A 24,153-nucleotide genomic window follows, 5' to 3' on the forward strand; every position below is an offset into this window, starting at 1 on the left:
ACGCCATCCCTGGTCTTTAAAAGCGATCACGCCCCGACCGGCAGCGACTGCCGGTCGGGGCGTGCGCGAAGCTGTGCTCCTAGAACCTGTGGCGAATGCCGACGCGTCCGACCAACTGCTTGCCGTTCGACGAAATGGCGGTGGTATCGGTGATGGCCGCGACTGCCGGACCGCCGGTAGAGTCGTCGCCGATAGCGCGCTGGTAGAGCGCCATCACATATACGTCGGTACGCTTGGACAGCGAGTAGTCGAGCGCCGCGTCGTATTGCAGATACTTCCCGCTTTCGACTGATTTTCCGTTCCGCTCCGTGAGCGAATTGCGATCGACGTAGTCGGATGCCAACAGCAACTGCAATCCGGGCGAGATCCGATAGATGAAATTGACCTGCACGTCATTGAAGGTCGCCGTGCTACCCGTCGCGTAGCCACCGGCCGGACCCTTGGCGCCGGTCGGCATCGGATTACTACCCAGATTCATGAACTTGGCGTTCGTATACGTGACGCCGAGCGTTGCCGACCCCAACTTGTAGGATCCGCCGAAATCGATCAACTGAAACGTGTTTGCGCTCATGAAGCCGGAGTAGATCGGCGTCATCAAGGTTTCGGGCAGACTCGAAGCGGCAGTGCTAAACATGCCGGTGCCCGGGTTGCGCGCGTTCAGGTAGGCAGCGCCAACGGCGACCGGCCCCTGGTTATACGAAGCACCGAGCGACCAGATCTGGTTATTGGTGAAGTTTCCAGCCGTACCGCCGAGACTGTACGTACCGCCGAATTTCAGGCCCGAATAGTTCGGGCTGGCATATTTGATGGTGTTGTTATCGTGGTAATCGATGTTCGAGTTATCGAGGTCGCCTGGGTGCGCGCCGTAGACGCCGCCGCCCAACTGCCCGGCTGCGAGCGGAGCCGCATAATCGAAAACCGAGTCGTATTGGCGACCGAGGGTGACCGTGCCGTAGGGAGTCGCGAGGCCAACCCAGGCCTGACGGCCGAACAAAAGGCCGTTCTGGCTCAGCGCGCCGCTGTTGCCGTTAAAGCCGTTTTCGAGCAGGAATACCGCCTTCATGCCGCCACCGAGGTCCTCGGCGCCGGTCAGCCCCCACCGGTTGCCCTGCATCACGCTCCCGGCTAACTGGTATTGGTGGCCGCCTTTGTTGTTGGTGATCATGTCGAACCCTTCGTCGATAATGCCGTACAGGGTGACACTGCTTTGTGCGTGTGCGGCGCCGGCTAATGTGCCGAGCGCGACGAGGGCGATAGTTGATTTTTTCATCTGGTGGGTGATTGTTGTTTTACTGTCTAAACAGAGCCTGTCGCAACCGGACGAAGCAACGCCAATCAAACCGCATGGAAGCGGCTGATACGTTATGGAGCGTCACACTCGAGACAGGAGTCCGTAACGTCAGCTTGTCGCTGACGACTTAACAGAGCCAACAATGCCACTACACAGCATGCTCTTAAATCAGGGTAAATTCGAAGCAGAATGTTCTATCACGCCACCCGATAACTTTGCTATGCTTTGCGGCGAGGCGCCATCCGTAGCCGCGCATCTTCGCTCCTAGCCGGTTACGGACTCCCAGGCTTCTCCAATCGGTCGGCGGGTATCCTTTAGGTCAGAAGCGGACATAGCTTCGATTTTGAAGACCGAGACTGCGTCCCGCAGCGCTGTCGCCTGCTCGGACATGGCCTGCGCGGCCGCCGATGCCTGCTCCACGAGCGCCGCGTTCTGCTGTGTCACCTCGTCCATCTGACCGACCGCGTTGTTCACCTGCTCGATTCCGGTACCCTGTTCTTCAGAAGCCGTCGCGATTTCGCTCATGATGTCAGTCATCTCGCGTACCGCCTTCACGATGTCATGCATCGTTGCGCCAGCCCGTTCGACCTGCTCCGAACCTTCGGCCACATGCTGGACCGAATCGTGAATCAATTCCTTGATTTCTTTCGCAGCACTCGCGCTGCGCTGCGCCAGCGTCCGGACTTCGCCCGCGACGACCGCGAACCCCCTGCCCTGCTCGCCGGCCCGGGCCGCCTCGACCGCTGCGTTGAGCGCGAGAATATTGGTCTGAAACGCAATCCCTTCGATCACCGAAATAATCTCGGCGACCCTATCCGAGCTCCGTGAAATCGACTGCATCGTTTCGACCACCTGATGCACCGCTTCGCCTCCGCGCATCGCGACTGCACAGGCTCCTCCCGCCAGCGCGTTCGCCTGTTTCGCATTTGCCGTGTTCTGACGCACCGTCGAAGTCAGTTCCTCCATGCTCGCCGCGGTTTCCTCGAGCGATGCTGCCTGCTCCTCCGTACGCTGGGAGAGATCCATATTTCCCTGCGCAATTTCTCCGGCAGAAATCTTGATCGACTCGGCTGACGACTGGATACCCGCAACGATCGACTTGAGTTGCTGCCGCATAGACTCCAGCGACGCCATCAGGCTAGCGTGATCGTTCGGCGCCACAGGCACTGCAACCGACAGGTCGCCTTGCGCAATGCGCGCCGCAACATCCGCTGCATCGGCTGGCTCTCCGCCCAGCGACCGCACGATCCCGCGGGTAATCCAGATTCCCAGCGCAACCGCAAGAAGCACGGTCATGGCACCCGCCGCCGCAAGCACGAGCTTTGTTGCCAAGGCTAACGCTGCGACCTCGTTAGAGCGTCTGTCGAGTTCCATCTGCTCAGCGCTGTCGAATTCGGCCGCGACCTTCCTATAGCGACCCATGAACGGCTTGTCATTCCCCTGCCTGAAATAGTCCGACAACGCATTCCAGGGTTGTTGACCCGCGGTTACGTCTCTGCGCAGCCCGATCAGTTTCTCGTCGATCTCCTTGACCTTTGTGCGCATCTCACTCAAGGTTTTGAGTCTTTGTTGCTGGTCGGGATCGTCGGCTGTCAACGAGCGAGCCACATTCAGCGCCTTGTCAAACTGCTCACTCCCTGCGTTGTACGGCTCCAGCAATGGTTCGGTTCCGGACGCGACGAATTCACGCACACTCGCTTCCATCTTGATCATATTGGTCAACATGTCATCGCTGGTGCGCAGGACCTGGTAGCTACGAACGTTCCAACCGTTCGCCTGATTGAGCCGAAGGAAGTTGATGATGGAGATCGTGTTTCCAACCAGCGAAACGACTACAACTGCGCCGAACGTTGCGGCAAGCTTTCTGCCTACGGTCATCCTCATGAACTTATCCCCGGGGTGACATACCACCTTTACTGCGTGGATATTTTGAAGTTATGCACTCGCGTCTGTCGCAAACCGTTTCTCAAGGCCGAGGCCGAGCGCCTTCCCAGGCGCGCTGGAGCAGCGCCCGAAGGGGAACAGCCTCCACTGGACGCGGATTCCAGTAGGGATTCGACAAGGCTACTTCGCATGCCTGATCAAGATCGGACTCGCTCAGTCCGATCTCACGCAACCCGCGTGGCACACCGAGTTCCAGGCTCAGTTCGTACAGTCCATCTGCGGCGACATCCACGTTGAGTGCCCGCGCAACACGTGTCATTGCGTCATCTGCGACGATGCTGTTATACGCGAGTGCATGCGGAAGAACGATCGCATGCGTCTCCGCATGCGGCAGATTGAAGGTGCCTCCAAGGGTATGGCAAAGCTTGTGATGAAGTGCCATTCCTACGCTGCCGAGAACCGTCCCGCACAGCCACGCCCCGTAGAGGCACTCACTGCGCGCTTCTCTGTTCGTGCTGCTCGCTTTCACGCCACGCAGACCTTTGGCGAGCGCGCGGATTCCCTCTTCAGCCATCAGCGACATGACGGGGCTTCCATCCTTTGCATACAGGCCCTCGGCAGCGTGAGCAATCGCGTTCAAGCCGCTCACCACCGAAAGACCGATCGGCAAACCGAGCGATAGCTCCGGATCGTAGAGCACTGTTTTCGGAAGTACCTTTGCGTCGCGCCCGGTCCGCTTGAGTCCCCCTTCGGTTATGCCGTATATCGGCGTCATCTCCGAACCGGCATACGTCGTCGGAATCGCGATAATCGGCAGCGACGACTCGAGCGCGATGGCTTTGCCAAGGCCAATGGTCGAGCCGCCGCCAATGGCTACCGCGCAGTCGGCGTCGACCGACTTCGCATGCTCGCGAGCACGTCGGGCGTTTTCAATGGGCACATGCATCTGCGCGCCGTCGAAAACGCCGGCACTCGAGGGGCCGAGGAGAGAGGAAACGATCTCGGCCTGCTCTCGCTGCTCCGGCGTGCACAGAACCAACGCCCTGCGCGCTCCCAGCGTCTCGACTTCCTGCTGGATGAGTTTCATGCTGCCTGCGCCGAAAATCACCCGGGAGGCAAGCGTCGTATACGTAAAGTCGTACATAAGATCTGGATTTCCTCGTTATGGGAAACAGGCGTTCGGGCTCAGATGTAATCCACCTGATGCCTGGCAATACGACTATCTCCGATGATCTGCTTAACGCGGATATGCTCGGGATGAACCGCATACGCTTCAAGCGACTCGTGACTCTCGAACTCGGTGTAGAGCACGACGTCACAGGCGTAATCGACTCCGCTGACGTCCACGCCGACCTCCAGCTTTGTGAGCCCCGGGATCTTCCCAGTGAGACTTTCGAAGGCACTCTTTACAAGCTGAGCCGTTTCCTTCTTTTGCTCGGGCGTATCACCGCGAACATCCCACATAACGATGTGCTTGATCATGTCGATTCCGTATTAACTTCCAATGCCTTGGGAAACCATGCGCGAGCGTCCCTGCGGGTACTTGCCCACATAGATCGACTGCCCACTTGCCCGCTGAAATTTTCCAGGTCCAGGTGCACGTCATCTGACGGCACCTCCGAAACACAATGCTCAAGCCTTGTTCTTGTTGTAGACGTCCACAAAAACCGCCGCGAGCAACACTATCCCCTTGATCACCTGCTGATAGTCGACGCCAATGCCCATAATGGACATCCCGTTGTTCATCACGCCCATGATGAAAGCGCCCACGACCGCACCGACCACCTTCCCAACACCGCCAGAAGCAGACGCACCGCCAATAAAGCACGCAGCAATCACGTCGAGTTCAAAGCCCGTACCTGCTTTCGGTGTGCCGCTGTTCAGGCGAGCCGCGAAGATGAGACCGGCCAACGCCGCCAGCACACCCATATTCACGAAGGTCATGAAGCTGACTGCAGGAACACTGACCCCCGACAATCTGGCTGCTTTCGCGTTGCCCCCCACTGCATAGATACGACGGCCAATGGTGGTGCGATTCATGATGAATGTGTAAACACCAATCAGCACGCCCATGATGACGAGAACCGTCGGTAGACCGCGATACGACGCGAGGATGTAGCAGAGAAAGACGATCAGGCCGGTGAGGATAACGTTCTTCGCGATGAACATCGAAAACGATCCGCTGGTCATACCGTATTTCGTTGCGCTCGCGCGGTGCCGAAGCTCGATCACGAAGAAGAGCACGCCCACCAGAATTCCAAGCAGGATGGACGTGATGTGCAGATTCTGGCCGTGAAAAACGTCGGGAATGAAGCCGGAGCTGACCGTAGCGAACGCGTCCGGGAAAGGCCCAATGGACTGGCCCTGAAGCACGAGGTTGGTGAGGCCGCGAAACACTAGCATGCCGGCCAGCGTGACGATGAACGACGGCATCCGCCAGAACGCAATCCAGTAACCCTGAATGGCTCCGATCAGCGCGCCGGTGATGATGCAGATGACAGTGGCCAGCACGTAGTTGACATTGAACTGCACCATCAGAACCGCCGCGAGCGCGCCCACCAGTCCGGCGGTCGAACCGACCGAGAGATCGATATGGCCTGCGACGATCACCATCAGCATACCGAGCGCCATGATGACGATATAACTGTTCTGAAGCACCAGATTCGTCAGATTGAGCGGCTGCATCAACACGCCGTTCGTCGACACCTGGAAGAATGCCATGATGACGATGAGCGAAATCAGCAGTCCGTATTCACTCGCGCCCCGCTTGAACGCGCGAACGATTTCGCTTTTTTCAACTCCGGCTTCCTGCGGCGCCGCCGGCGAAAGTACCTTACGCATTTTAGATGCCTCCATTTCGCATGATTGCCCGCATGATCTTCTCCTGCGAGACTTCCTCCGCGGTGAACTCGCCAACAAAGCGGCCTTCGTTCATCACATAAACGCGGTCGCACATGCCAAGAAGCTCCGGCATTTCCGAAGAAATCATGACCACGCACTTGCCCGCTTCAACCGCCTGATTGATGATGCTGTAAATTTCGTATTTCGCGCCCACATCGATGCCTCGCGTGGGCTCATCCAGAATGAGTACTTCGGGCCCCGAAAACAGCCATTTGCTGAGCACCACTTTCTGCTGATTGCCGCCGGACAGATTGGCGACCACATGGGTTACCCCTTGGGCGCGGATACGGAGCTTCTTCAGAAAATCTGCCGCAACCGTCATTTCCTCGTGTTCATTAATGACCCCGAGTTTCGACACGCCCGTGAGGTTCGCCAGTGTGATGTTTCGCTGGATGTTGTCGTCAAGGATCAGACCGTTTCCTTTCCGGTCTTCCGTCACATACGCAAGGCCCGCCTTGATGGCCTTCCGCACCGACGAAACGTCTACCGGCTTTCCGTGCATGAGCACGGTTCCGGAAATGTCCTGCCCGTACGTTCCGCCAAAAACACTCATGGCAAGCTCGGTACGCCCGGATCCCATCAGACCGGCGATACCCACGATTTCGCCTTTTCGTGCCTTCAGATTGACGCCCTTGATGACAGCGCGGTCCCGCTGGGTTGGATGCTGTACGCGCCAATCCCTGACCTCGAAGATCACGTCGCCGATCTTCGGCACACGCTTCGGGTAGCGGTCCGACATCTCACGGCCGACCATCGCCTTGATGATGCGGTCTTCGCTCACGCTTTCCGCCTTGCAGTCGAGCGCATCGACCGTGGAGCCGTCGCGGATGACCGTGATGCCATCGGCAACGCGTGAAATCTCGTTGAGCTTGTGCGAAATGATGATGGACGTCACGCCACGCGCCTTCAGCTCCAGCAGGAGATTGAGCAGCGTATCGCTGTCCTTTTCGTTGAGGCTTGCCGTGGGTTCGTCGAGGATCAACAGACGGACCTCTTTCGACAGCGCCTTGGCAATTTCGACCAGCTGCTGTTTACCGATGCCGAGCGTGCCTACAGGCGTATCGGGGGAGTCAGTCAGACCGACCTTCGATAGCAGTTCCTTTGCCTTGGACCGGGAGCCTTGCCAGTCGATCACGCCTCGCTTCGACTGCTCGTTGCCCAGGAAGATGTTCTCGGTAATCGAGAGCATGGGCACGAGTGCGAGTTCCTGATGGATGATGATGATCCCGACCTGCTCGCTGTCTGAGATATCCGAGAACGCGCGATCTTCACCGTCGTAGACCACGTTTCCTGCGAAAGAGCCGTGCGGATAAACGCCACTCAAGATCTTCATCAGCGTCGACTTACCCGCGCCGTTCTCGCCGCATATGGCGTGAATCTCGCCTTTTCGGACTTTAAGATTGACGTTGTTCAGGGCTTTGACCGCGCCAAAGCTTTTCTGAATTTCGCTCATCTCCAGAATGGTTTCCATCGTCGTACTCCTCGGGTCGATCAACTGCAACAGACCTCTGTTCGGTGCCGGCTGCAAATGCGCCGCCGGCACCCTCATTGGCCTGCGATTTGTTACTTCAACTGCGCCTGCGTGTAGTACCCGCTCGTGACCAGTTCCGGCTGCCAGTTGTCCTTGTCGACGAGGATGGGCTTCACGAGGTAGGTCGGAACGATCTTGGCCCCGTTGTTGTAGCTCTTCGTGTCGTTCACAGGTACGGGCTTTCCGGTCAGCGCGTCGTCCACGATGTCGGCCGTGATGCTGGCCAGCTTGCGCGTGTCCTTGAATACCGTGGTCGTCTGGTCGCCGCGGACAATGCCCTTGACGTTCTGCAGGTCGGCGTCCTGTCCCGTGACGATCGGCATCGGTTGTTGCGGTGTGCCATAGCCGACACCCTTGAGCGACGAGATCACACCGATCGCGATGGCATCGTTCGGCGTCCAAACGGCATCGAGCCGGTTGTTGCCGTAGAAAGCGCTCAGCAGGTTATCCATACGCGACTGCGCCGTAGCGCCGTCCCAGTTGCGCGTAGCAACCTTGTCGAATTCCACCTGCTTGCTGCGAACCACGAACTTGCCGCTGTCGATATATGGCTTGAGCACCGACATCCCGCCGGCGTAGACCATATGAGCGTTGTTGTCGTCGGACGAGCCGCCGAATACCTCAATGTCGAAAGGCGTCTTGCTGCCCCTCTTCTGCCAGGCGGCAACGATACTCTGCGCCTGCAGAACACCCACACCATAATTGTCGAACGTGGCGTAGTAGTCGACGTTCTTGGTCTGGCTGATCAGGCGATCGTACGAGATAACCTTGATGCCCTTCTGTTGCGCAAGCGCCAGCGCGTCGGAGAAGGTCTTACCGTCAATCGGGGCAATCACGAGCACCTTGACGCCCTTGGCCAGCATGTTCTCGACCTGGTTGACCTGCGTCGGCACGTCATAGTTGGCGTACTGGAGATCCGAGGAATAGCCTTTCGCCTTCAGCGCGTCGACCATGCTCTTACCATCGGTGATCCACCGCGACTCCGTCTTGTCGGGGAGGGAAATCCCAATGACCCCTTTGTCCTGGGCGTAAGCGCATACCGACACCGCGGACAATGTAATCGAAGCGGCCAAAGCCACCGCAACGTTCTTGATCATGTTCATCGTTTTGTCTCCTGATAAGGACTACATAGTTAACGTCTGACTATCGTTAGCCAGTTTCTACTGACCGGCCCCGAAAAGAGACCGGCCGTTTTCCTTCCTAGTCGATAAAGATCTCGGCTCCGGCCTGCTTCGAAGAAGCAAACATCGACTCAATGACGCGACTGATGTTGTATGCCTGTGTGGCGGGGACAACCGACGGGGTACCGTTGCGAAGCGCGTCGAAGAACGCGTTCGATTCGCGGTCGAAGTAAACCGGATTGCCGATTTCAGCAATGTCGGGGGAATATTCGGTCTTCTTCGTGGCCCAGATTTCCGGGAAGCTCGTTTCCTGCCATTCGGTCCATCCTTCCGCATGGACGCCCTTACCCGCGTCGTAAATCTTGTAGCTCGATGGCAGCGAACGGGAGGACATGATGCCTTCGGTGCCGTATGCCGTGATGTCCCAGCTTTCCGTCCACGGCAGCACGTCCCACGACATGAAGTCGATGACGACGATCTTGTCTTCGTAGTTCAGCACAGCGCCCGCAGCATCTTCGCGAGACTCGTCGCCATGGAAGTTCGGGAACTTCGTGATGCGGGCATTGACGGATTGCGGCAAGCCAAAGTGCAGGAGAATGCGGTCTACCAGATGGCAGCCGATGACAAACACAGCGCCGCCGATGTCGCCCGGTTGGGTCATGTGAGCCGTGCCTGCCTCGTCATGCGAACAACCGCCGTGCGCACGCACCTGGACGACCTTGCCGAGGCGGCCGCTCTTCAGCGCTGCCTGCATGGCGTCAACCGACGGAGCAAAGCGCCAGCAATAGCCCACCTGCACGAGACCGCCGGTACGCTCGACCGCCTCGACAATCCGTTTGGCATCCGCGGAACTGCGGCCTGCGGGCTTTTCGCACAGCACCGACTTGCCGGCCTCGAGTGCTTCAATGGTCAGGTCGGCCATCTTCTCGCTCTTCGAGTGCACGAGCACCACGTGCACGTTGTCGTCAGCGAGAATATCGTCTTTCGTGCGCACTTCCAGACCGAGCGCATCCACGAATGGCTCGAGCAGCGGACTGGTGTCCCACGCGCCGAGCATCTTCGCGTCGGTACGACGCTGGATCGCCTTGACCCGACCGGACGTGTGCGGATGCGTAATACCGAGGCACGCCACGCCTAACGTTTCGTTGGCACCAATCTTTCGTGTCATGTCTTATCTCCTCCGGATTTCCCGTTACACCTTGACCGTCTTCCCCGACACCGCGGACTCGAGCGCACACTCAGCCAGACGCAATGCCTTGAGGCCGTCCTGCACCGAGGTCGGCAGGGGCGAATTCGTACGCAGTGCTTCGACGAATGCTTCGAGCTCGGCCTTGTAAGCCGCTTCATAGCGCTCGAGGAAGAAGTTCAGGAGCGGTTCGCGGACATCGGTTGCGTCCTTCGTCCAGCGACGGATCGTCGAAGGGCGAAGGTTTTCCTGCAGAAGCATGCCCTTGGAGCCGGACACTTCCATACGCTGGTCGTAGCCGTACAGCGCCTCGCGACAGCAATTGATGTGACATTGCTTGCCCGACGCGGTGCGAAGCTGCACCATCACCGTGTCGAAGTCGCCGAGCGCTTCCAGCGACGGATCGACGAGCCGGCTTGCGGTTGCCATGACTTCGACCGGCTCTTCGCCCAGCAGCCAGCGGGCCATGTCGAGATCGTGAATCACCATATCGCGGAAGATCCCGCCGGAGTGCTCGACGTAATCGCGCGGCGGCATGCCCGGATCGCGACTGGAGATGATGACCTGGCGCACTTCGCCGACATCGCCTGCATCGATCGCCTTGCGGAAGGCCTGGGACGTCGGATCGAAGCGACGGTTAAACGCGAGCATCACACGGCCGCCGAGGCGTTCGACCGTGTTCGCCGCGGCGAGCGACTTTTCCATGTCGAGGTCGATAGGCTTCTCGCACAGCACAGCCTTGCCGTTCGCCACGGCTTTCAACATGAATGTGATGTGGGTATCCGTCGGCGTGCCGATGACCACAGCATCGATGTCATCGCGATCGAGGACGGCCGAAGCATCCGTCGACGCTTCACAGCCAAGTCTTTCCGCAAGCGAGGTCGCAGCCTTCTCAACAGGATCCGCAACGACGACCAGTTTTGCGTTCGGGCTCGCGGCGACGTTGCCAGCGTGAATGCGACCAATGCGGCCAGCACCGAGTACGGCGATTCGAATCATGTGAGTCTCCAGAAGTACTTTGTGGGTTTAAGGTCAGGCGCGTCAGACGGAAGCCGCGCTTTTTTCCGAGAACTGAGCGACGGTAGTGTCATAGGCGCGCTTTGCCATCTCGTCGAGCGGCAACTTCCGGTGCGTCTCGGAGATAAGCTCCACGCCGTAATAAGGAAGCGTGCACCCCGCCTGTTGCAGAGCATCAATGAAGGCGGGACAGTCGCCAGCACCTTCGCCACAAAGCTGACGGTTAAAGCTCGAGTCCTCGAACAGCGTCCCTTTGATCTGCGCGGCTACGTCGTTCAGTTCCACACCGGTGATGAAGCGCGCCGGAATTTTGGCGACTTCGCTATAGGGGCTGCCACCGCGAGCTACGTGCCAGTGGTCGACCATCAGGCCACCGTTGGGCTGGTCAGCACCTTCAGTAATCTTCAGCGCTTCCCCGATGTTTCGGATGGGGGAGAAAGGCATGAACTCGATTGCAACCGTCGCGCCAACCGTCGCGACGTCTTCGCAAAGTTTCGCGAATTCGTCGGTCATGCGCGCAAAGTCGGCCGGACTTTCATCGAAGGGGCTCGCGCCGATCTTCAGATTGCGCATGCCAAGCTCGCCGCCCAGCTCGATGACACGGCGACGGAAATTATCCGATTTGACACGCGCCTCGCCATCGAGGTACCAGTCCATGAGAATTTCGAGCTCGAAGTACTTCATGCCGGTGTCGTCCAGAATACGCTTGACGCCAGAGAGTCCGTATTTCTCGACGCTATGCTCGAGGTCATCGAGGATGAGGCCGACGCCGCTCCAGCCAGCACGCGATGCCGCTTCGCAACGATCTCGCAGCGGGAACGGGCTGACTTCGACCGGGCCACACGGATAGACGTCGCCCGCAATGGTCCAGTATGCCGCCAGCAGTTCAATTTTCTTCGCGCTCATGTGTAGTACTCCTGTTTCTCAGTTTCATCGGTTCGTCGACGGCACACGCTCCCGCGTGCCAAAACGGTTACGGGGTTGGCCGCGTGGGCCTGGTAGACGTTGCGAGCGTGAAGTCCCACGACACAGACCAGAACGGTGATGAGAACCCGACACGCCTGGCGGCTTCCGGGTCGTCAACCTTGTTGAATTCGGCGATGAGTTCACGCTTGACGCCGAAGACCGCGTCCTCAGGAAGGTACGGGCAGTCCGGCGTGAAGATGTGGGTAATGACGGGCTCATAGCCCGGCGCGGTCACAATGAAATGGAGGTGGGCCGCACGATTCGGGTGGCGCCCCATTGCGCCAAGGAGTTTGCCGACCGGGCCGTCCGACGGAATCGGATAGTGGCGCGGCTTGACGGACTTGAACCAGTAGCGCCCCTCCGCATCCGAAGTAAATGCGCCACGCAAATTCGAATCGGGCTGAATCCCTTTTTGCTGCACGTCGTAGAAGCCATCGTCATTGGTCTGCCAGACTTCGAGCTTCGCGTTCGGAATCGGTGTGCCGTCAATGTCCGTCACACGCCCGGCTACGACCAGAGGTTCGCCCTTTCCGTCGAGACAGATGTTGGCGCCGTTTTCGTACTCCGGCGAATTCGCAACATAGAACGGGCCGAGAATCGTGTTGGGTGTCGCTCCGCTCGGCCGGCGATGATTGATCGCGTCGACGAGCATCGAGACACCCAGGATGTCCGACAGCAGGATGTACTCCTGGCGCCAGTCGGTACACATATGACCGGTTTCAGTCAGGAACTGGATGGCGGTGAACCATTCTTCATGCGTCGGCTCGATCTCCTTCACCGCTGCATGCAGATGCTTGACCAGAACTGTCATGACCTGCCGCAGCCGTTCGTCGACATTCGGCGCCATGCGCGCGTTGACGACGTCGGCCGAGTGCGTTTCATCGAAATACGGCGATGGGGATGGCGATTCAGAGGGTGCTGCAGATTGCATGGAGCGTCTCCTTCAATGTTTTCGTACCGCTTTGAGACGAGTCTATATTCCCCGCAGCCGGCAAAACAGAGCTAAAAAGGGAATCTCTTTCGCGATGAATGGGAAACTGGGAAAGAGCAGCCGGGATTACCCTGGCCACGTGACTATTACGCTGTCCAGTGACGCTCGTACTCGTTCTGCTGAAACCGCTCGACGAGTGCATCGATAAACAGCCGAACCTTCACCGGCATATGCGCGCGTGTCTGAAAGGCAATGTTGATCGTCAGCCGCGGCAAATCCCAGTCATTCAGCACAGGGACGAGGCGGCCGGCTTTGAGGTCGTCGTAGACGATGTACTTGGGCTGCACGAGGATGCCCAGGCCGTCGAGGGCCGCGACCCGCAATATCTGGCCGTCGTTGGATTCGAGGAGAGGCTTGACCTTGACGAGGACCGATTCGCCCGTTCGGCAAAATGCGAGCTCGCGCGGATTGTCGGCGAGTGCATAATTCAATATCTTGTGCCGGGTCAGTTCCGCGGGAAGGCGTGGCGAGCCATTTGCTTCGAGATACGAAGGAGCCGCGGCCAATATTCGCCGGGTCGAGGCAAGCCGCTTCACCGTTATGTTGCTGTCTGCTTCAAGAACCTTGGTACGGATGGCGACGTCGATGCCATTCTCAATGATGTCGTGGTAGCGATTCGCCGCCACCACATCTACCGTAATGTCTGGATAACGCGCTGTAAATTCCGGAAGCATCGGTGCAACGTGCAGCATGCAGAACGAGAGCGATGCAGTAACACGCAGTACGCCACTCGGTCGAACTGTCGCCTCCTTGATAACCGACTCGGCTTCACCCAGATCTGCGAGTATGGACTTACAACGTCGATGGAACTCTGCCCCAGCTTGCGTGAGATAAAGATTGCGTGTCGTCCTGCGCACGAGCTGGACGCCAAGCCGGGTTTCCAGCGCGATCAGGTACCGGCTTGCCGCAGAGATGGAAAGGTCCACGACCTCCGCGGCGCGGCTTATGCTGCCCGACTCGGCAACCTCGACAAAAAGCCGTAGTTCCTTGAACTGATCCATCTCTTATCAGCTCGGAATGCAATTGCTGCGGTGGCCTTGGGTGGCTTCGATTTCATCTGCCTGCCCCAATGCGATCGCTCGCGCAATGCCGGATAAACTGCCTTGCACAGTGTCTCTCTCCATTTATAGGCCAAGCATAGCCCCAGGAACCATCGCCGGGGCAGCGGAAACACATCAAAAACACCTCAGGAATTTTCTCCCATTCCGGCCCGCGTCAGCGGTGTCGCCATCTTCATGGGGCGAATACGCGGCAAAACGCCTGACGGAAAGGGTTTTCCGTCAGGCAAACCAGATGTGACCGCCACCGCGACATGAACCCTTGCGTGTCTCCTAGAACTGGGTGGCGACACCTGCGATTACGCCGAACTGGCTCTTGCCATAGTTCGGGTTGGTGCTGGACGCGTTGCTGTTCGTCGGGTCGTCGTTGCTGTTCGCACCGTACAGCCCACTGTCGAGCCCAAGGTTGGACGTCGAACTGTTGCGGACGTAACCGAGCTCGGTATACAGAAGCGTGCGCTTCGAGAGCGAATAGTTCGTACCCAGTGTGTATAGCGTCGCGTTGCCATTACCCCGGTTGGCATTGGCGTGGTAAACCGCACCGGTGACCGAAAGCGCCGTCGTCGTGTGCCAGATCGCCCCAAGCCACTCGTGATTGACCGCTGTCGGCAGCGATGTGCCTGCCGGCAGCGTGCTTGGAGTGGCCGTCCCATAGTATCCGGCATTGGACGCATCGGGTGCGCTGAGGTGCTGATAGCCGATGAACGCTACGACCGGGCCAATTGCGTACGTTCCACCCGTGAGGATCGAGCGCGAGGCCAGGTACACATTGCTGAACTGGCCGTTAGGATCGCGCACCTCATCGTATGTCGCCTGCCAGAAAAGGCTGCCGGTCTGATACGAAAGCTTGATGCCGTCCGTTCTCCCCTGCGCACTACCCAAGCCGCTTGAGGTTCCCAACTGGCCTGGTGCGCTTCCCGGACTTCCGGAGTTCCATTTCGTCGAGTTTGTCAGGTCGTATTGGCCTTGCACCGTGAACCCGCCTACCAGCGGCGACAGATACTCTATGCCGTTACCCGCCTGCGAAAAGATCCGGCCACGCACCAGTGTACCGATCGCATATTTCTCGGTCTGTTGAGGATCGACATCGCCCGAATACTGGCTGATTTCAGCCGAGCCCATATTGCCTAACTTCACTTGACCCCACGTGTCGTTATGCAAACCAACGGTCGCCTGCCCCTCGAAGAAGCTGCCGTTGGCAAAGCTACCGTTGACTGTGTTGAGGCGAGACTCAAGGTGGAAAATGGTCTGGGTACCGCCGCCGATATCTTCTGCGCCCTTGAGGCCAAATCTCGACTGGGCCCATCCCCCGCTCTCTGCGCCGAACACGTGCCCCTTCGGCATACCGGTCTCGTATGCGATCCCGTTGTCTACGATGCCATACAGCGTGACGCTGCTTTGTGCAGTCGCCGACGCCGCCGCTGTCATTGCAAACATCCCAATCAGAACCTTCCTCATCACATCTCCTATATATGTAGTACTACTATTTTAATCGCCGGTCCAATGGAAACCTGACTACGGCGATTTGATGCTGCCGGCAATTTCAGATCCAGGTGGGAGAGCGTGCCATCAGCGACTCGCACGGAGATGCCACGCTCTCCCGAATCCGGTTCAAAGAAAATCAGGTCTGCCGACTATCCTGCTGGTTAAGTTGCGCTCGCTTGTTGCAGTTGCTAGCCGTTCGACAACAACAAGATCCAGGCGGTTGCTGAACGCGTTCGCTGAGTGCGGTTGGTCGAAGGACAGGGGGATCGCCAAGCTGGGGCTGCTTGCGGTAAGGCGCGTCTCCATCGTCGTTCTCGTTTGACTCTGGCCCGAGTGTATATTCGTCAACGATGGAGACATAGAGCCGAAAGGGGAATCTCTTTCGCAGAAATCGGGAAAATCGAAGCGGTCAAGGACCAGCCGAACAGTTGACGTTACACGCGGCGACCACGCATACACCAGACTGGTGTCCGTTAGCGAATCATGCATGGTTCGTCACATCAGGATATCCCTACATCAGTTTCAGCAACACCCTATGGATAGCACCTTCAGTCTCCGCCGTTTCAGCCGTATACCTGTAGTGACCGAACTCCGAAACCGCTAATGGGCATCTTCGCCCTTTAGTCATTGAAGAAAGCCACTATGCCGACCTTTATGTCCAACTTGCCCATCGCCAAACGACTGGGTGCCGGTTTTGTGCTGGTATTGATCATGTCGTTGATCAGCATCGTCATAGGGCTTGCGCGCCTCTCGTCTGTGGCGCAGGCAACCCGCGATATGGTTGCCAGTCCAATCCGGACCGAGCGGCTTATCAACGACTGGTCGCGCAACATCAATACCGCTGTCACCCGCACAACCGCGATCGCCAAGAGCGCTGACCCAAGCCTCGCCAGTTACTTCGTGGAGGAAGCCGCAGCTTCGTCCAAGGTGTCGGGAGCGTTGCAAAAGTCGATAGAAGCTTTGATGAGTTCGGACGAGGAAAAGTCCTTGTTTGCCGCCATTGGCGAACAGCGCAAGATTTTCATTTCTACCCGCGACGAGATCTACGCGCTGAAAAAGGCGGGCAAAGCCGACGAGGCGAACCAGGTGCTGGAGCAAAAGTTCATACCGGCCTCCCGGCTCTTCGTGACGAAAATTGATGCCCTGGTGAACCATCAGCGCGAGGAAATTGACACGGTAGCAACGCAGATCGACGCCAACTACCAGTTCAGCCGCACGCTGATGATTGCTTTGGGAGTGGTCAGCCTGCTGCTGAGCGTGGTGTGCGCGTGGCTCATCTCTGGGAGTATCACCAGGCCGCTGGTGAAGGCCTCCGCGGTGGCCCGTCAGGTCGCCGAAGGCGATTTGACCGCCCGTATCGACAATCAAAGCACCGACGAAGTCGGCCAGTTGCTCAGCAGCCTGAGAGACATGCAAAGCAGCCTGGTGCGCGTTGTCTCCAACGTGCGCTCCGGATCGGAAAACGTGGCCACTGCCAGCGCCGAAATCGCGCAAGGCAACGACGACCTCAGCGCTCGCACGGAAAGTCAGGCCAGCGCCCTGGAACAAACCGCCGCCTCCATGGAAGAGCTCGGCTCCACCGTGCGCCAGAACGCCGACAACGCCCGTCAGGCGAACCAGTTGGCCATGAACACCTCCACAGTCGCCATCCAGTGTGGCGAAGTCGTCAACCAGGTCGTGGAGACCATGAAGGGTATCAACGACAGCTCCAGGAAAATCGCCGACATCATTGGCGTGATTGATGGCATTGCCTTCCAGACCAACATCCTCGCCCTGAACGCAGCGGTGGAGTCAGCCCGGGCCGGCGAGCAAGGCCGTGGCTTCGCGGTAGTAGCCAACGAAGTGCGCAGCCTGGCCGCGCGTTCCGCCGATGCCGCCAAGGAAATCAAAAAGCTTATCAACGCCAGCGTGGAACGCGTCGCACAAGGCTCGGCCCAGGTCGAGCAGGCCGGTCTCACCATGTCCGAAGTCGTCCGTTCCATTCGCCACGTCACCGATACCATGGGTGAGATCAGTGCCGCCAGCAACGAACAATCGTTGGGCGTCGCTCAGGTCGGTGAGGCTGTCACGCAGATGGACGAGGCGACCCAGCAGAACGCAGCGCTGGTGGAACAAATGGCGGCCGCGGCCAGCAGCCTGCGCAGTCAGTCTCACGAGCTGGTACAAGTCGTCTCGGTTTTCAAACTCGCTAGCTAATAATCACGAGCCGGCGACCGCAAGCACGCGGATCGTCGCGTACGTATGGTTTGTCCGCCAGCGCTTATTCCCGCGCTTTGCTTTTATAGGCGCCAGGAAAGTGGCCGGTCAGTACGTATTCACCGACTGATCGGCGTCGTTCGCTGGTCGAATTGGCCGGCAGCCTTTCAGTCGACCGTCATGCCATGAGTCGCGCAAACCTGCCGCATCGCGCGCAGGACGATCGGCTGCATCTGCAGACTCAACGAATCGGGATTTGCTTCGAGGTACTTATCGACAATGGTGCCCACTTGTCGCGCGTCGGCATGCATCGTTCCAATGCACTGCCGAAGTTTCTCGATCTTCGCATCTGGCGCGCCAAAGACAGGAGCGTAAGAGAAACCGTCGAGCACACCAATCACGTAAGCGGTACGCATCGATTGGCTTCCGCTTTGAAAGGATTTGCCCGTGAGAAATCCATTGTTGATATCGGACGCCGGACTCGCGTGTGCGATGGAGCAAACTGTCATAAGCAAGGCCGCGGCCATTGATCTGTTCATCTGATGTCGATTCGGAGGGATTGGGGGTGCGCTATTGTGGGCCGCTATTGTGACGATTTCCGGACCGACGCCAGAGGTCGACTGCAAAAACTAGCCCGGCGGCCGCGATCCGAGCAGAAGTATGTCAACCAGTCTTTTCGCGCTTTGCTGCCAGTCCGGCGCAGACGCGACGTTGGAAACGCCCACGAGAGCGCGCAGCAGATCCAGCGGCACGAGGTCAGCGCGAATGTCGCCGCTGTCCACGGCGCGCGTCACAAGCGACTGGATCGCGTCCTTGATCTGGGCCCCGGACGATTCGAACAGCTTCGTCGACCCTCCCACGATTGAGTTCAATGCAGGCGCGATGATCTTTTTGGTGGCGATGTAGTCGACGAAAAGCATCATCCAGGATCGCAACGCATCAAGCGGAGGCAAAGACTCGGTCATCCTTCGCGCCTCCTCCGCAAGCTTGCCCACCTCAGCACGGTAGACACTCTCCAGCAGCGCCTCACGCGTGGGAAAGTGCCGGTAGACCGTGCCTACGCCGACGCCCGCCTGACGTGCCACGTCGTCGAGACTGACGTCGCTTCCCGCGTGCGTAAACGCCGTTTTTGCTTCTTCGAGGATGCGCTCGCGATTGCGTAGCGCGTCGGCCCGGGGCTTTCGTTCTTTCGGCGTCGAGTGACTCACTGCAGGTTGAATCCTTGCAAGCGGAGAATTTCTCCGGTTGATATACTGAAAAAAGCGGAGAGAGTCTCCGTTTTATCCCGGACGGGGAATGGCGTCAACGCTATTGTGATGGAGAAGCGGAAATGGCTGAGAAATTTGGAGCAACTTCAACGACAGACGACGTGCTTGCAGGCGTCGATCTTCACGGCAAGCGAATTCTTGTCACTGGTGTTTCGGCGGGACTCGGTGTGGAGACCGCCCGGGCGCTTGCAGCGCACGGAGCGAGCGTGATCGGGGCGGCCAGAGACCTGGCAAAAGCGGAGCTGGCGATTGCCGAAGCGCGGCGCGATGCCGCCGCGGCAGGCGGCAGTATCGACCTGGTCGAACTCGACCTCGCAAGCCTCGGGAGCGTCCGGGCTTGCGCCGACAAGCTATTGGCCGAGGGCAAACCGCTCGACGTCATCATTACGAATGCCGGCGTAATGGCGACGCCCTTCGGCAAAACCGCAGACGGATTCGAGACGCAATTCGGCACGAATCATCTGGGGCATTTCGTGCTCGTGAATCGCCTGGCGTCGCTGATTCCGTCTGGTGGTCGAGTGGTCGCACTGGCGTCATCCGGGCACCGTTTCGCGGACGTGGATATCGACGATCCCGGCTTTGAGCGTACGCCTTACGAGCCGTTTCTCGCCTACGGCCGCTCCAAGACCGCGAACATCCTCTTCGCGGTTGCTTTCGATCAGCGACATCGCGCGCGCGGCGTGCGGGCAGCCGCTGTTCATCCTGGCGGGATTCACACGGAGCTGGCCCGCCATATGGACGAGAGCCAGCTGACTGCACTCGTGGACAGGATCAACAGTCAGCTGGCATCGGAGGGGAAAGGACCGTTCCAGTTCAAGACGATCCCGCAGGGTGCGGCGACTTCGGTATGGGCCGCGGCGGTGGCGGCAGCCGAAGACGTGGGAGGCAGATATTGCGAAAACTGCCACGTAAGCGAAGTCGTGGCGGACGATGTTGTCATCACGCCCGTCAGCGAGGGCGTTCGCCGCTACGCTCTCGACGTTGCGAATGCTGACGCACTCTGGCGCAAGAGCGAAGAGATGGTTGGCGAGTCGTTCTGACCAACGCTTCGTCGAGCGTCATCGAAACGGGGCCCGCCGCGCCTTGACCCAGATCTTTGGCGCGGCGACCTGTGACAGCGCAACTTTCCTCACAGCTCAAATCGGTGAAAACGATAGGATCATCACAAAAATCGCGATAATTGTCGCAATTCTCCTGCCGAATGCCGGTCGAATAGGGGCTAAATGTTATTGACGCATCATATGCATGATGCGAAGATCACAAGACAGTTCGCGCCCGATCGCGAAGCATAAGCATTCGTCATACCGACGAAGGAGACATCAGGATGAGTGAGCCGGTTGCGGTCGCGGCCGCTTCATCGCCTCGACTGCCATTGATCCGCGTTACTGGCGTCACCAAGAAATTCGGTGGCGTGCAGGCGTTGCGCGGCGTCGATCTGGAAGTTCTGCCGGGTGAAGTGCATGCACTGCTCGGCGAAAATGGCGCGGGCAAATCCACCCTCATCAAGATACTTAGCGGCGTCCATACCTACGACGAAGGCTCGATCGAAATCGCCGGCCAGAAGGTCGCGTTCGAATCGCCGGCGAAGTCGCGCGAGGCGGGCGTCGCCGTCGTCTATCAGGACCTGAGTCTCGTCGAATCGCTGTCCGTTGGTGCCAACCTGATGCTTGGGCGTGAGCCGCGCACGCGGTTTGGCTTCGTCAGGCAACGCGAACTGTTGGCGCAGGTCAGCGCATTTCTGCGCGAACACAATATTCCACTCGATCCACGCGTGCCAGTCGACTCGCTGCCGTTTGCCTACCGGCAGATGACGGAGATCTGCAAGGCGCTGATGGGCGACGTGCGCGTGCTGATCCTCGACGAGCCGACGTCCGCGCTAACGGGCGGCGAAGAACAGATTCTCTTCGACGCGATTCGCGCGGTGACGGAGCGCGGCGTTGGTGTGATCTACGTGACGCACCGTCTGAACGAGGTGTTTCGTATCTCGCAGCGCGTGACCGTGTTCCGCGACGGCGCGAACGCCGGCCAGTTCGCCACGGCCGAGACCGACATGAAGCAGTTGGTCGCTGCCATCGTCGGCCCGCGTCATGCGGCGATGCAGGCCAGACAGGAAACCACCGGGGGCGTAGTGACGCAACCGGGGCTTGGCGTAGATGCTCAAGCCGCCTCACAGGTCGCACACAATGCGCCCGTGCTGACGCTATCAAACGTGAGCAATGCGCGTCTTTCCGGCGTGAACTTCTCCGTGCACAAAGGCGAAGTGCACGGCCTCGCAGGACTGATCGGCAGCGGCCGCACGGAGATTCTGCAGACGATCTTCGGCCTGCTGCCGACGCACGCAGGCACGATTGAGCTCGACGGCGAACCGCTCGCCGCTCGCCGACCCGCCGATGCCATCAGGCGCGGCATCGCGCTCGTCCCGGAAGACCGGCATCTGCAAGGGCTCGTGCTCGATCACTCGATTGAACGCAATCTGACCTTGCCGCGTCTGCCGCAGTTTTCGCGAGGCGGCTGGCTGCTCGCGAAAGCCGCTGCACAACAGGCGCGCACGGCGATGAAGCAGCTTTCCGTAAAAGCGCCCGATGCGTCGACGCAAGTGAAGTTTCTCTCCGGCGGCAACCAGCAGAAAGTCGTGTTCGCCAAATGGAATCATCCGCGGCCGAAGCTGTTGCTGCTCGATGAGCCGACGGTCGGTGTGGACGTAGGCGCGCGCGAAGAAATCTACGGCGTGGTGCGCGACGCGGCGCATGCGGGTACAGGTGTCGTAGTGGTGTCGTCGGATCTGGACGAACTGTTGCGGCTATGCGATCGCATTTCCATCGTGATGGACGGCTCGATCGAACGGACCGTCGAGCGCGCGCAGATTCGCCACGCGGAAGAACTTCACCATCTCATTCAACTTCCCCGGCCTATGGAAGAGCTTGCAACATGAACGACTCCGCTTCGCCGATGCCCGCCGAGCAACAGAGCACCCCGCGTCATGGACGCACGTGGCGGATCGCGCAGCTTCTGCTGCAAGGCGATCGCCCGTACATGCTGTATATCGCGTTTGCGATTCTGCTGGTCGTGTTCAGCTTTGCGTCGCCGTGGTTCCTCTCGATCGACAACTTCCTCAATATCGGACGGCAAACGGCGCTTGTCTCGATCATCGCGATCGGCATGACGTTCGTAATCATTGCGCGGCAGATCGACCTTTCCGTGGGATCGGCGCTGGCCTTGTCGGGGATGTCGGCGGCGCTCGCGATGTCGCACATCAGCGATAACTGGATTCTCGGCGCGATTGCGGGCATCGGCACGGGCGCGATCGTCGGCGCGATCAACGGCTTCGTCACGACGCGCCTCTCGATTCCGTCGTTTCTGGTCACGCTCGGAAGCTTGAGCGCAGCACGCGGTCTGGCGCTGATGGTTACGACGACGCGCCCCGAGATCATCACCAACGACAACTTCATCGCGATCTTCGGCGAGGGCACGATTTTTGGCGTGCCGGTGCCGATCCTCTGGACACTGCTCGCCGTGATCGGCGGCATTCTGCTGCTGCACTACAGTGTGTTCGGCCGGCAGATTTATGCGGCCGGCGGCAATCCCACGGCCGCGCTTTATTCAGGCATCAACATCCGCCGCGTGACGACGCTCGCTTTCGTGCTGACCGGCGCGCTTGCCGGCCTGGCCGCGCTCGTGCTGTCCGCGCGTTCGCATGCGGCGCGGCCCGACGTTGTGCAGGGCATGGAACTCGACGTGATCGCGTCCGTTACGCTCGGCGGCTGCAGCCTGTTCGGCGGACGCGGCTTCATTCTGGGCACGCTGCTCGGCAGCCTCATCATCGGCACGCTGAATAACGGACTCGTACTGCTCGGCGTGAGTTCGTCGCTGCAACTCGTCATCAAGGGCGTCATCATCGTCGCGGCAGTCGCGTTCACCCGCAAATAGGCACTAAGCAGTCCGAGTAAAACGGTCTCCCGTGCATGCGACGTTGCACGGCAGGCCACGCAGGGCAAGTTCAAAAACAGCTGGAGACGCAGTACAACAAGACCACCGGAGGAAGATCATGAACTATCGTCGTGGATCAGCAGCGAGGCTGGCGAGTGTCGCCGCAATCACTGCCATGACCCTGTGCTGTTCGCAGGCATTTGCGCAGGCATGCACGAATCTGCCTGTGAATTCAATTGGACCGAAGGGTATCGTCGGGCAGGGACCGAATGGCGAAAAGGCGGCGTCTGTGGATGCCGTCAAGCTGACGGATGCCGAGGCCGCCAAGGTCAAGGCCGGCAACTTCAAGGTCGGCATTTCGATGCAGACGATGAACCTCGACTGGTCGCAACTGCAGGTGCAGGGCATCACCGACACGCTGAAGAAATACGGCGTGGAAGTGATCGGCACGGCGTCGGCCGAGTATCAGGTCGACAAGCAGATTGCCGACATCGAGAACACGATCCAGCGCCATCCGAACGGCATCATCTCGATTCCGGTCGACGGCACGGCGACGGCTGCGACGTACAAGAAAGTCTCGCAGGCCGGCATCAAGCTGGTGTTCATGGACAACGTGCCGACGGGACTCAAACATCCGCAGGAGTACTCGGCAATGGTCTCGGCGGATAGCGAGGGCAACGGCCAGATCGCGGCGAAGGTGCTTGCATCGTGCGTGCCGAAGGGCGGTACGGTGGGTCTTGTGAACTTCGGCGTCGATTACTTCAGCACGACGGAGCGCACGAAGGCCGTCAACGACTGGATGAAGAAGAATCGCCCCGACATCAAGATCAAACAGGTCGCCTTCACGGACCCGTCGAAGGTCGGTCAGGTTGCCGGCGACTTCCTCACCGCCAATCCGGACGTGAAGGGTGTGTTTGCCGTTTGGGACCAGCCCGCGCTCGACACGCTGACGTCGATGCGCGCGCAGGGCCTCAACACGCCCATGACGACGGTCGACCTCGGCCTTGAGTCGGCGATTGAAATTGCCAAGGGCGGCCCGCTCAAAGCAACGGGCTCGCAACGTCCGTACGATCAGGGCGTAGCGGAAGCGATGGCGATGATGAAAGCGCTGATCGGCCAGACGCCACCGGCGTGGATCGGCGTGCAATCGCTGCCCGTCGTACAGTCCAACGTGCTCGAATCGTACAAGACGGTATTCAAGAAGGACCCGCCGCCGCAACTGGCCGATGCCTGCAAGAAGGCAGCGCCCGCTTGCGGTTGATGACCGACGCGGTGTGACGTGTAGGTGTAAGCGTGAGCTTGAGAGTGAAGCCTTTGCGGGCTTCGCTCTT

Annotated in this window: 20 protein-coding genes; 5 read left to right on the plus strand and 15 right to left on the minus strand. The window is 59.2% G+C overall.

Annotated features, from left to right (window positions below):
- Window positions 1-79 precede the first annotated feature (79 nt).
- The 13 genes from P3T20_RS14905 to P3T20_RS14965 all read right to left on the minus strand — a co-directional run bounded on the left by P3T20_RS14905 (window position 80) and on the right by P3T20_RS14965 (window position 15,404).
- The gene (locus tag P3T20_RS14905) at window positions 80-1,270 is read right to left on the minus strand and encodes a porin (RefSeq protein WP_074267257.1); all 1,191 of its coding nucleotides are present in this window, start codon (window positions 1,268-1,270) and stop codon (window positions 80-82) included.
- Window positions 1,271-1,555: 285 nt separating this feature from the next.
- On the minus strand, window positions 1,556-3,169 hold the full coding sequence (locus P3T20_RS14910) for a methyl-accepting chemotaxis protein (protein ID WP_429287442.1): 1,614 nt from the start codon (window positions 3,167-3,169) through the stop codon (window positions 1,556-1,558).
- 88 nt (window positions 3,170-3,257) lie between these two features.
- Window positions 3,258-4,319, minus strand: coding sequence for a maleylacetate reductase (locus P3T20_RS14915; RefSeq protein WP_429287179.1), 1,062 nt, complete (start codon window positions 4,317-4,319; stop codon window positions 3,258-3,260).
- A 41-nt stretch (window positions 4,320-4,360) separates the two neighbouring features.
- Entirely contained in the window at window positions 4,361-4,657 is a 297-nt protein-coding gene (locus P3T20_RS14920; protein WP_074267254.1) for a Dabb family protein, read from the minus strand.
- Window positions 4,658-4,807: 150 nt separating this feature from the next.
- Entirely contained in the window at window positions 4,808-6,016 is a 1,209-nt protein-coding gene (gene mmsB / locus P3T20_RS14925; RefSeq protein WP_074267253.1) for a multiple monosaccharide ABC transporter permease, read from the minus strand.
- 1 nt (window position 6,017) lies between these two features.
- On the minus strand, window positions 6,018-7,547 hold the full coding sequence (gene mmsA / locus P3T20_RS14930) for a multiple monosaccharide ABC transporter ATP-binding protein (protein ID WP_429287443.1): 1,530 nt from the start codon (window positions 7,545-7,547) through the stop codon (window positions 6,018-6,020).
- Between the two features lie 92 nt (window positions 7,548-7,639).
- A complete protein-coding gene (gene chvE / locus P3T20_RS14935) occupies window positions 7,640-8,710 on the minus strand; it encodes a multiple monosaccharide ABC transporter substrate-binding protein (RefSeq protein WP_429287180.1) in 1,071 nt (356 codons plus the stop codon).
- A gap of 97 nt (window positions 8,711-8,807) precedes the next feature.
- Entirely contained in the window at window positions 8,808-9,896 is a 1,089-nt protein-coding gene (locus P3T20_RS14940; protein ID WP_429287181.1) for a Gfo/Idh/MocA family protein, read from the minus strand.
- 24 nt (window positions 9,897-9,920) lie between these two features.
- The gene (gene iolG, locus P3T20_RS14945) at window positions 9,921-10,913 is read right to left on the minus strand and encodes an inositol 2-dehydrogenase (RefSeq protein WP_429287182.1); all 993 of its coding nucleotides are present in this window, start codon (window positions 10,911-10,913) and stop codon (window positions 9,921-9,923) included.
- Window positions 10,914-10,955: 42 nt separating this feature from the next.
- Window positions 10,956-11,837, minus strand: a complete 882-nt coding sequence (locus tag P3T20_RS14950; RefSeq protein WP_074267248.1) for a sugar phosphate isomerase/epimerase family protein — start codon at window positions 11,835-11,837, stop codon at window positions 10,956-10,958.
- Between the two features lie 67 nt (window positions 11,838-11,904).
- Window positions 11,905-12,828 carry an intradiol ring-cleavage dioxygenase gene (locus P3T20_RS14955; protein ID WP_074267247.1) on the minus strand — a complete coding sequence of 308 codons (924 nt, stop codon included), beginning with the start codon at window positions 12,826-12,828 and terminating at the stop codon, window positions 11,905-11,907.
- A 146-nt stretch (window positions 12,829-12,974) separates the two neighbouring features.
- On the minus strand, window positions 12,975-13,889 hold the full coding sequence (locus tag P3T20_RS14960; RefSeq protein ID WP_074267246.1) for a LysR family transcriptional regulator: 915 nt from the start codon (window positions 13,887-13,889) through the stop codon (window positions 12,975-12,977).
- Between the two features lie 330 nt (window positions 13,890-14,219).
- On the minus strand, window positions 14,220-15,404 hold the full coding sequence (locus P3T20_RS14965; protein WP_074267245.1) for a porin: 1,185 nt from the start codon (window positions 15,402-15,404) through the stop codon (window positions 14,220-14,222).
- Window positions 15,405-16,073: 669 nt separating this feature from the next.
- On the opposite strand from P3T20_RS14965, the gene P3T20_RS14970 reads away from it, so the two are divergent.
- Window positions 16,074-17,627, plus strand: coding sequence for a methyl-accepting chemotaxis protein (locus tag P3T20_RS14970; protein WP_083611602.1), 1,554 nt, complete (start codon window positions 16,074-16,076; stop codon window positions 17,625-17,627).
- A 167-nt stretch (window positions 17,628-17,794) separates the two neighbouring features.
- Here the strand turns inward: P3T20_RS14970 and P3T20_RS14975 are convergent, their stop codons facing one another.
- Together P3T20_RS14975 and P3T20_RS14980 are read right to left on the minus strand one after the other, a co-directional pair.
- A complete protein-coding gene (locus P3T20_RS14975; protein WP_074267244.1) occupies window positions 17,795-18,154 on the minus strand; it encodes a Rap1a/Tai family immunity protein in 360 nt (119 codons plus the stop codon).
- 102 nt (window positions 18,155-18,256) lie between these two features.
- Complete coding sequence (locus P3T20_RS14980) at window positions 18,257-18,835, minus strand: TetR/AcrR family transcriptional regulator (protein WP_074267243.1); 579 nt, start codon at window positions 18,833-18,835, stop codon at window positions 18,257-18,259.
- Window positions 18,836-18,957: 122 nt separating this feature from the next.
- Between P3T20_RS14980 and P3T20_RS14985 the strand changes: the two genes are divergently transcribed.
- The 4 genes from P3T20_RS14985 (at window position 18,958) to P3T20_RS15000 (ending at window position 24,083) form a co-directional block, all read left to right on the plus strand.
- Window positions 18,958-19,935 carry an SDR family NAD(P)-dependent oxidoreductase gene (locus P3T20_RS14985; RefSeq protein WP_074267242.1) on the plus strand — a complete coding sequence of 326 codons (978 nt, stop codon included), beginning with the start codon at window positions 18,958-18,960 and terminating at the stop codon, window positions 19,933-19,935.
- A 284-nt stretch (window positions 19,936-20,219) separates the two neighbouring features.
- Window positions 20,220-21,827: a sugar ABC transporter ATP-binding protein gene (locus P3T20_RS14990; protein ID WP_074267241.1), complete on the plus strand. Its 1,608-nt coding sequence runs from the start codon at window positions 20,220-20,222 to the stop codon at window positions 21,825-21,827.
- A complete protein-coding gene (locus P3T20_RS14995) occupies window positions 21,824-22,822 on the plus strand; it encodes an ABC transporter permease (RefSeq protein ID WP_074267240.1) in 999 nt (332 codons plus the stop codon). The genes P3T20_RS14990 and P3T20_RS14995 overlap by 4 nt, the downstream gene beginning before the upstream one ends.
- Window positions 22,823-22,940: 118 nt before the next feature.
- Window positions 22,941-24,083, plus strand: a complete 1,143-nt coding sequence (locus tag P3T20_RS15000) for a substrate-binding domain-containing protein (protein ID WP_074267239.1) — start codon at window positions 22,941-22,943, stop codon at window positions 24,081-24,083.
- The last annotated feature ends 70 nt before the right edge of the window (window positions 24,084-24,153 follow it).

The sequence above is a fragment of the Paraburkholderia sp. GAS206C genome (genome assembly GCF_050435645.1).
In the GTDB taxonomy this organism is placed as follows: domain Bacteria; phylum Pseudomonadota; class Gammaproteobacteria; order Burkholderiales; family Burkholderiaceae; genus Paraburkholderia; species Paraburkholderia phenazinium_B.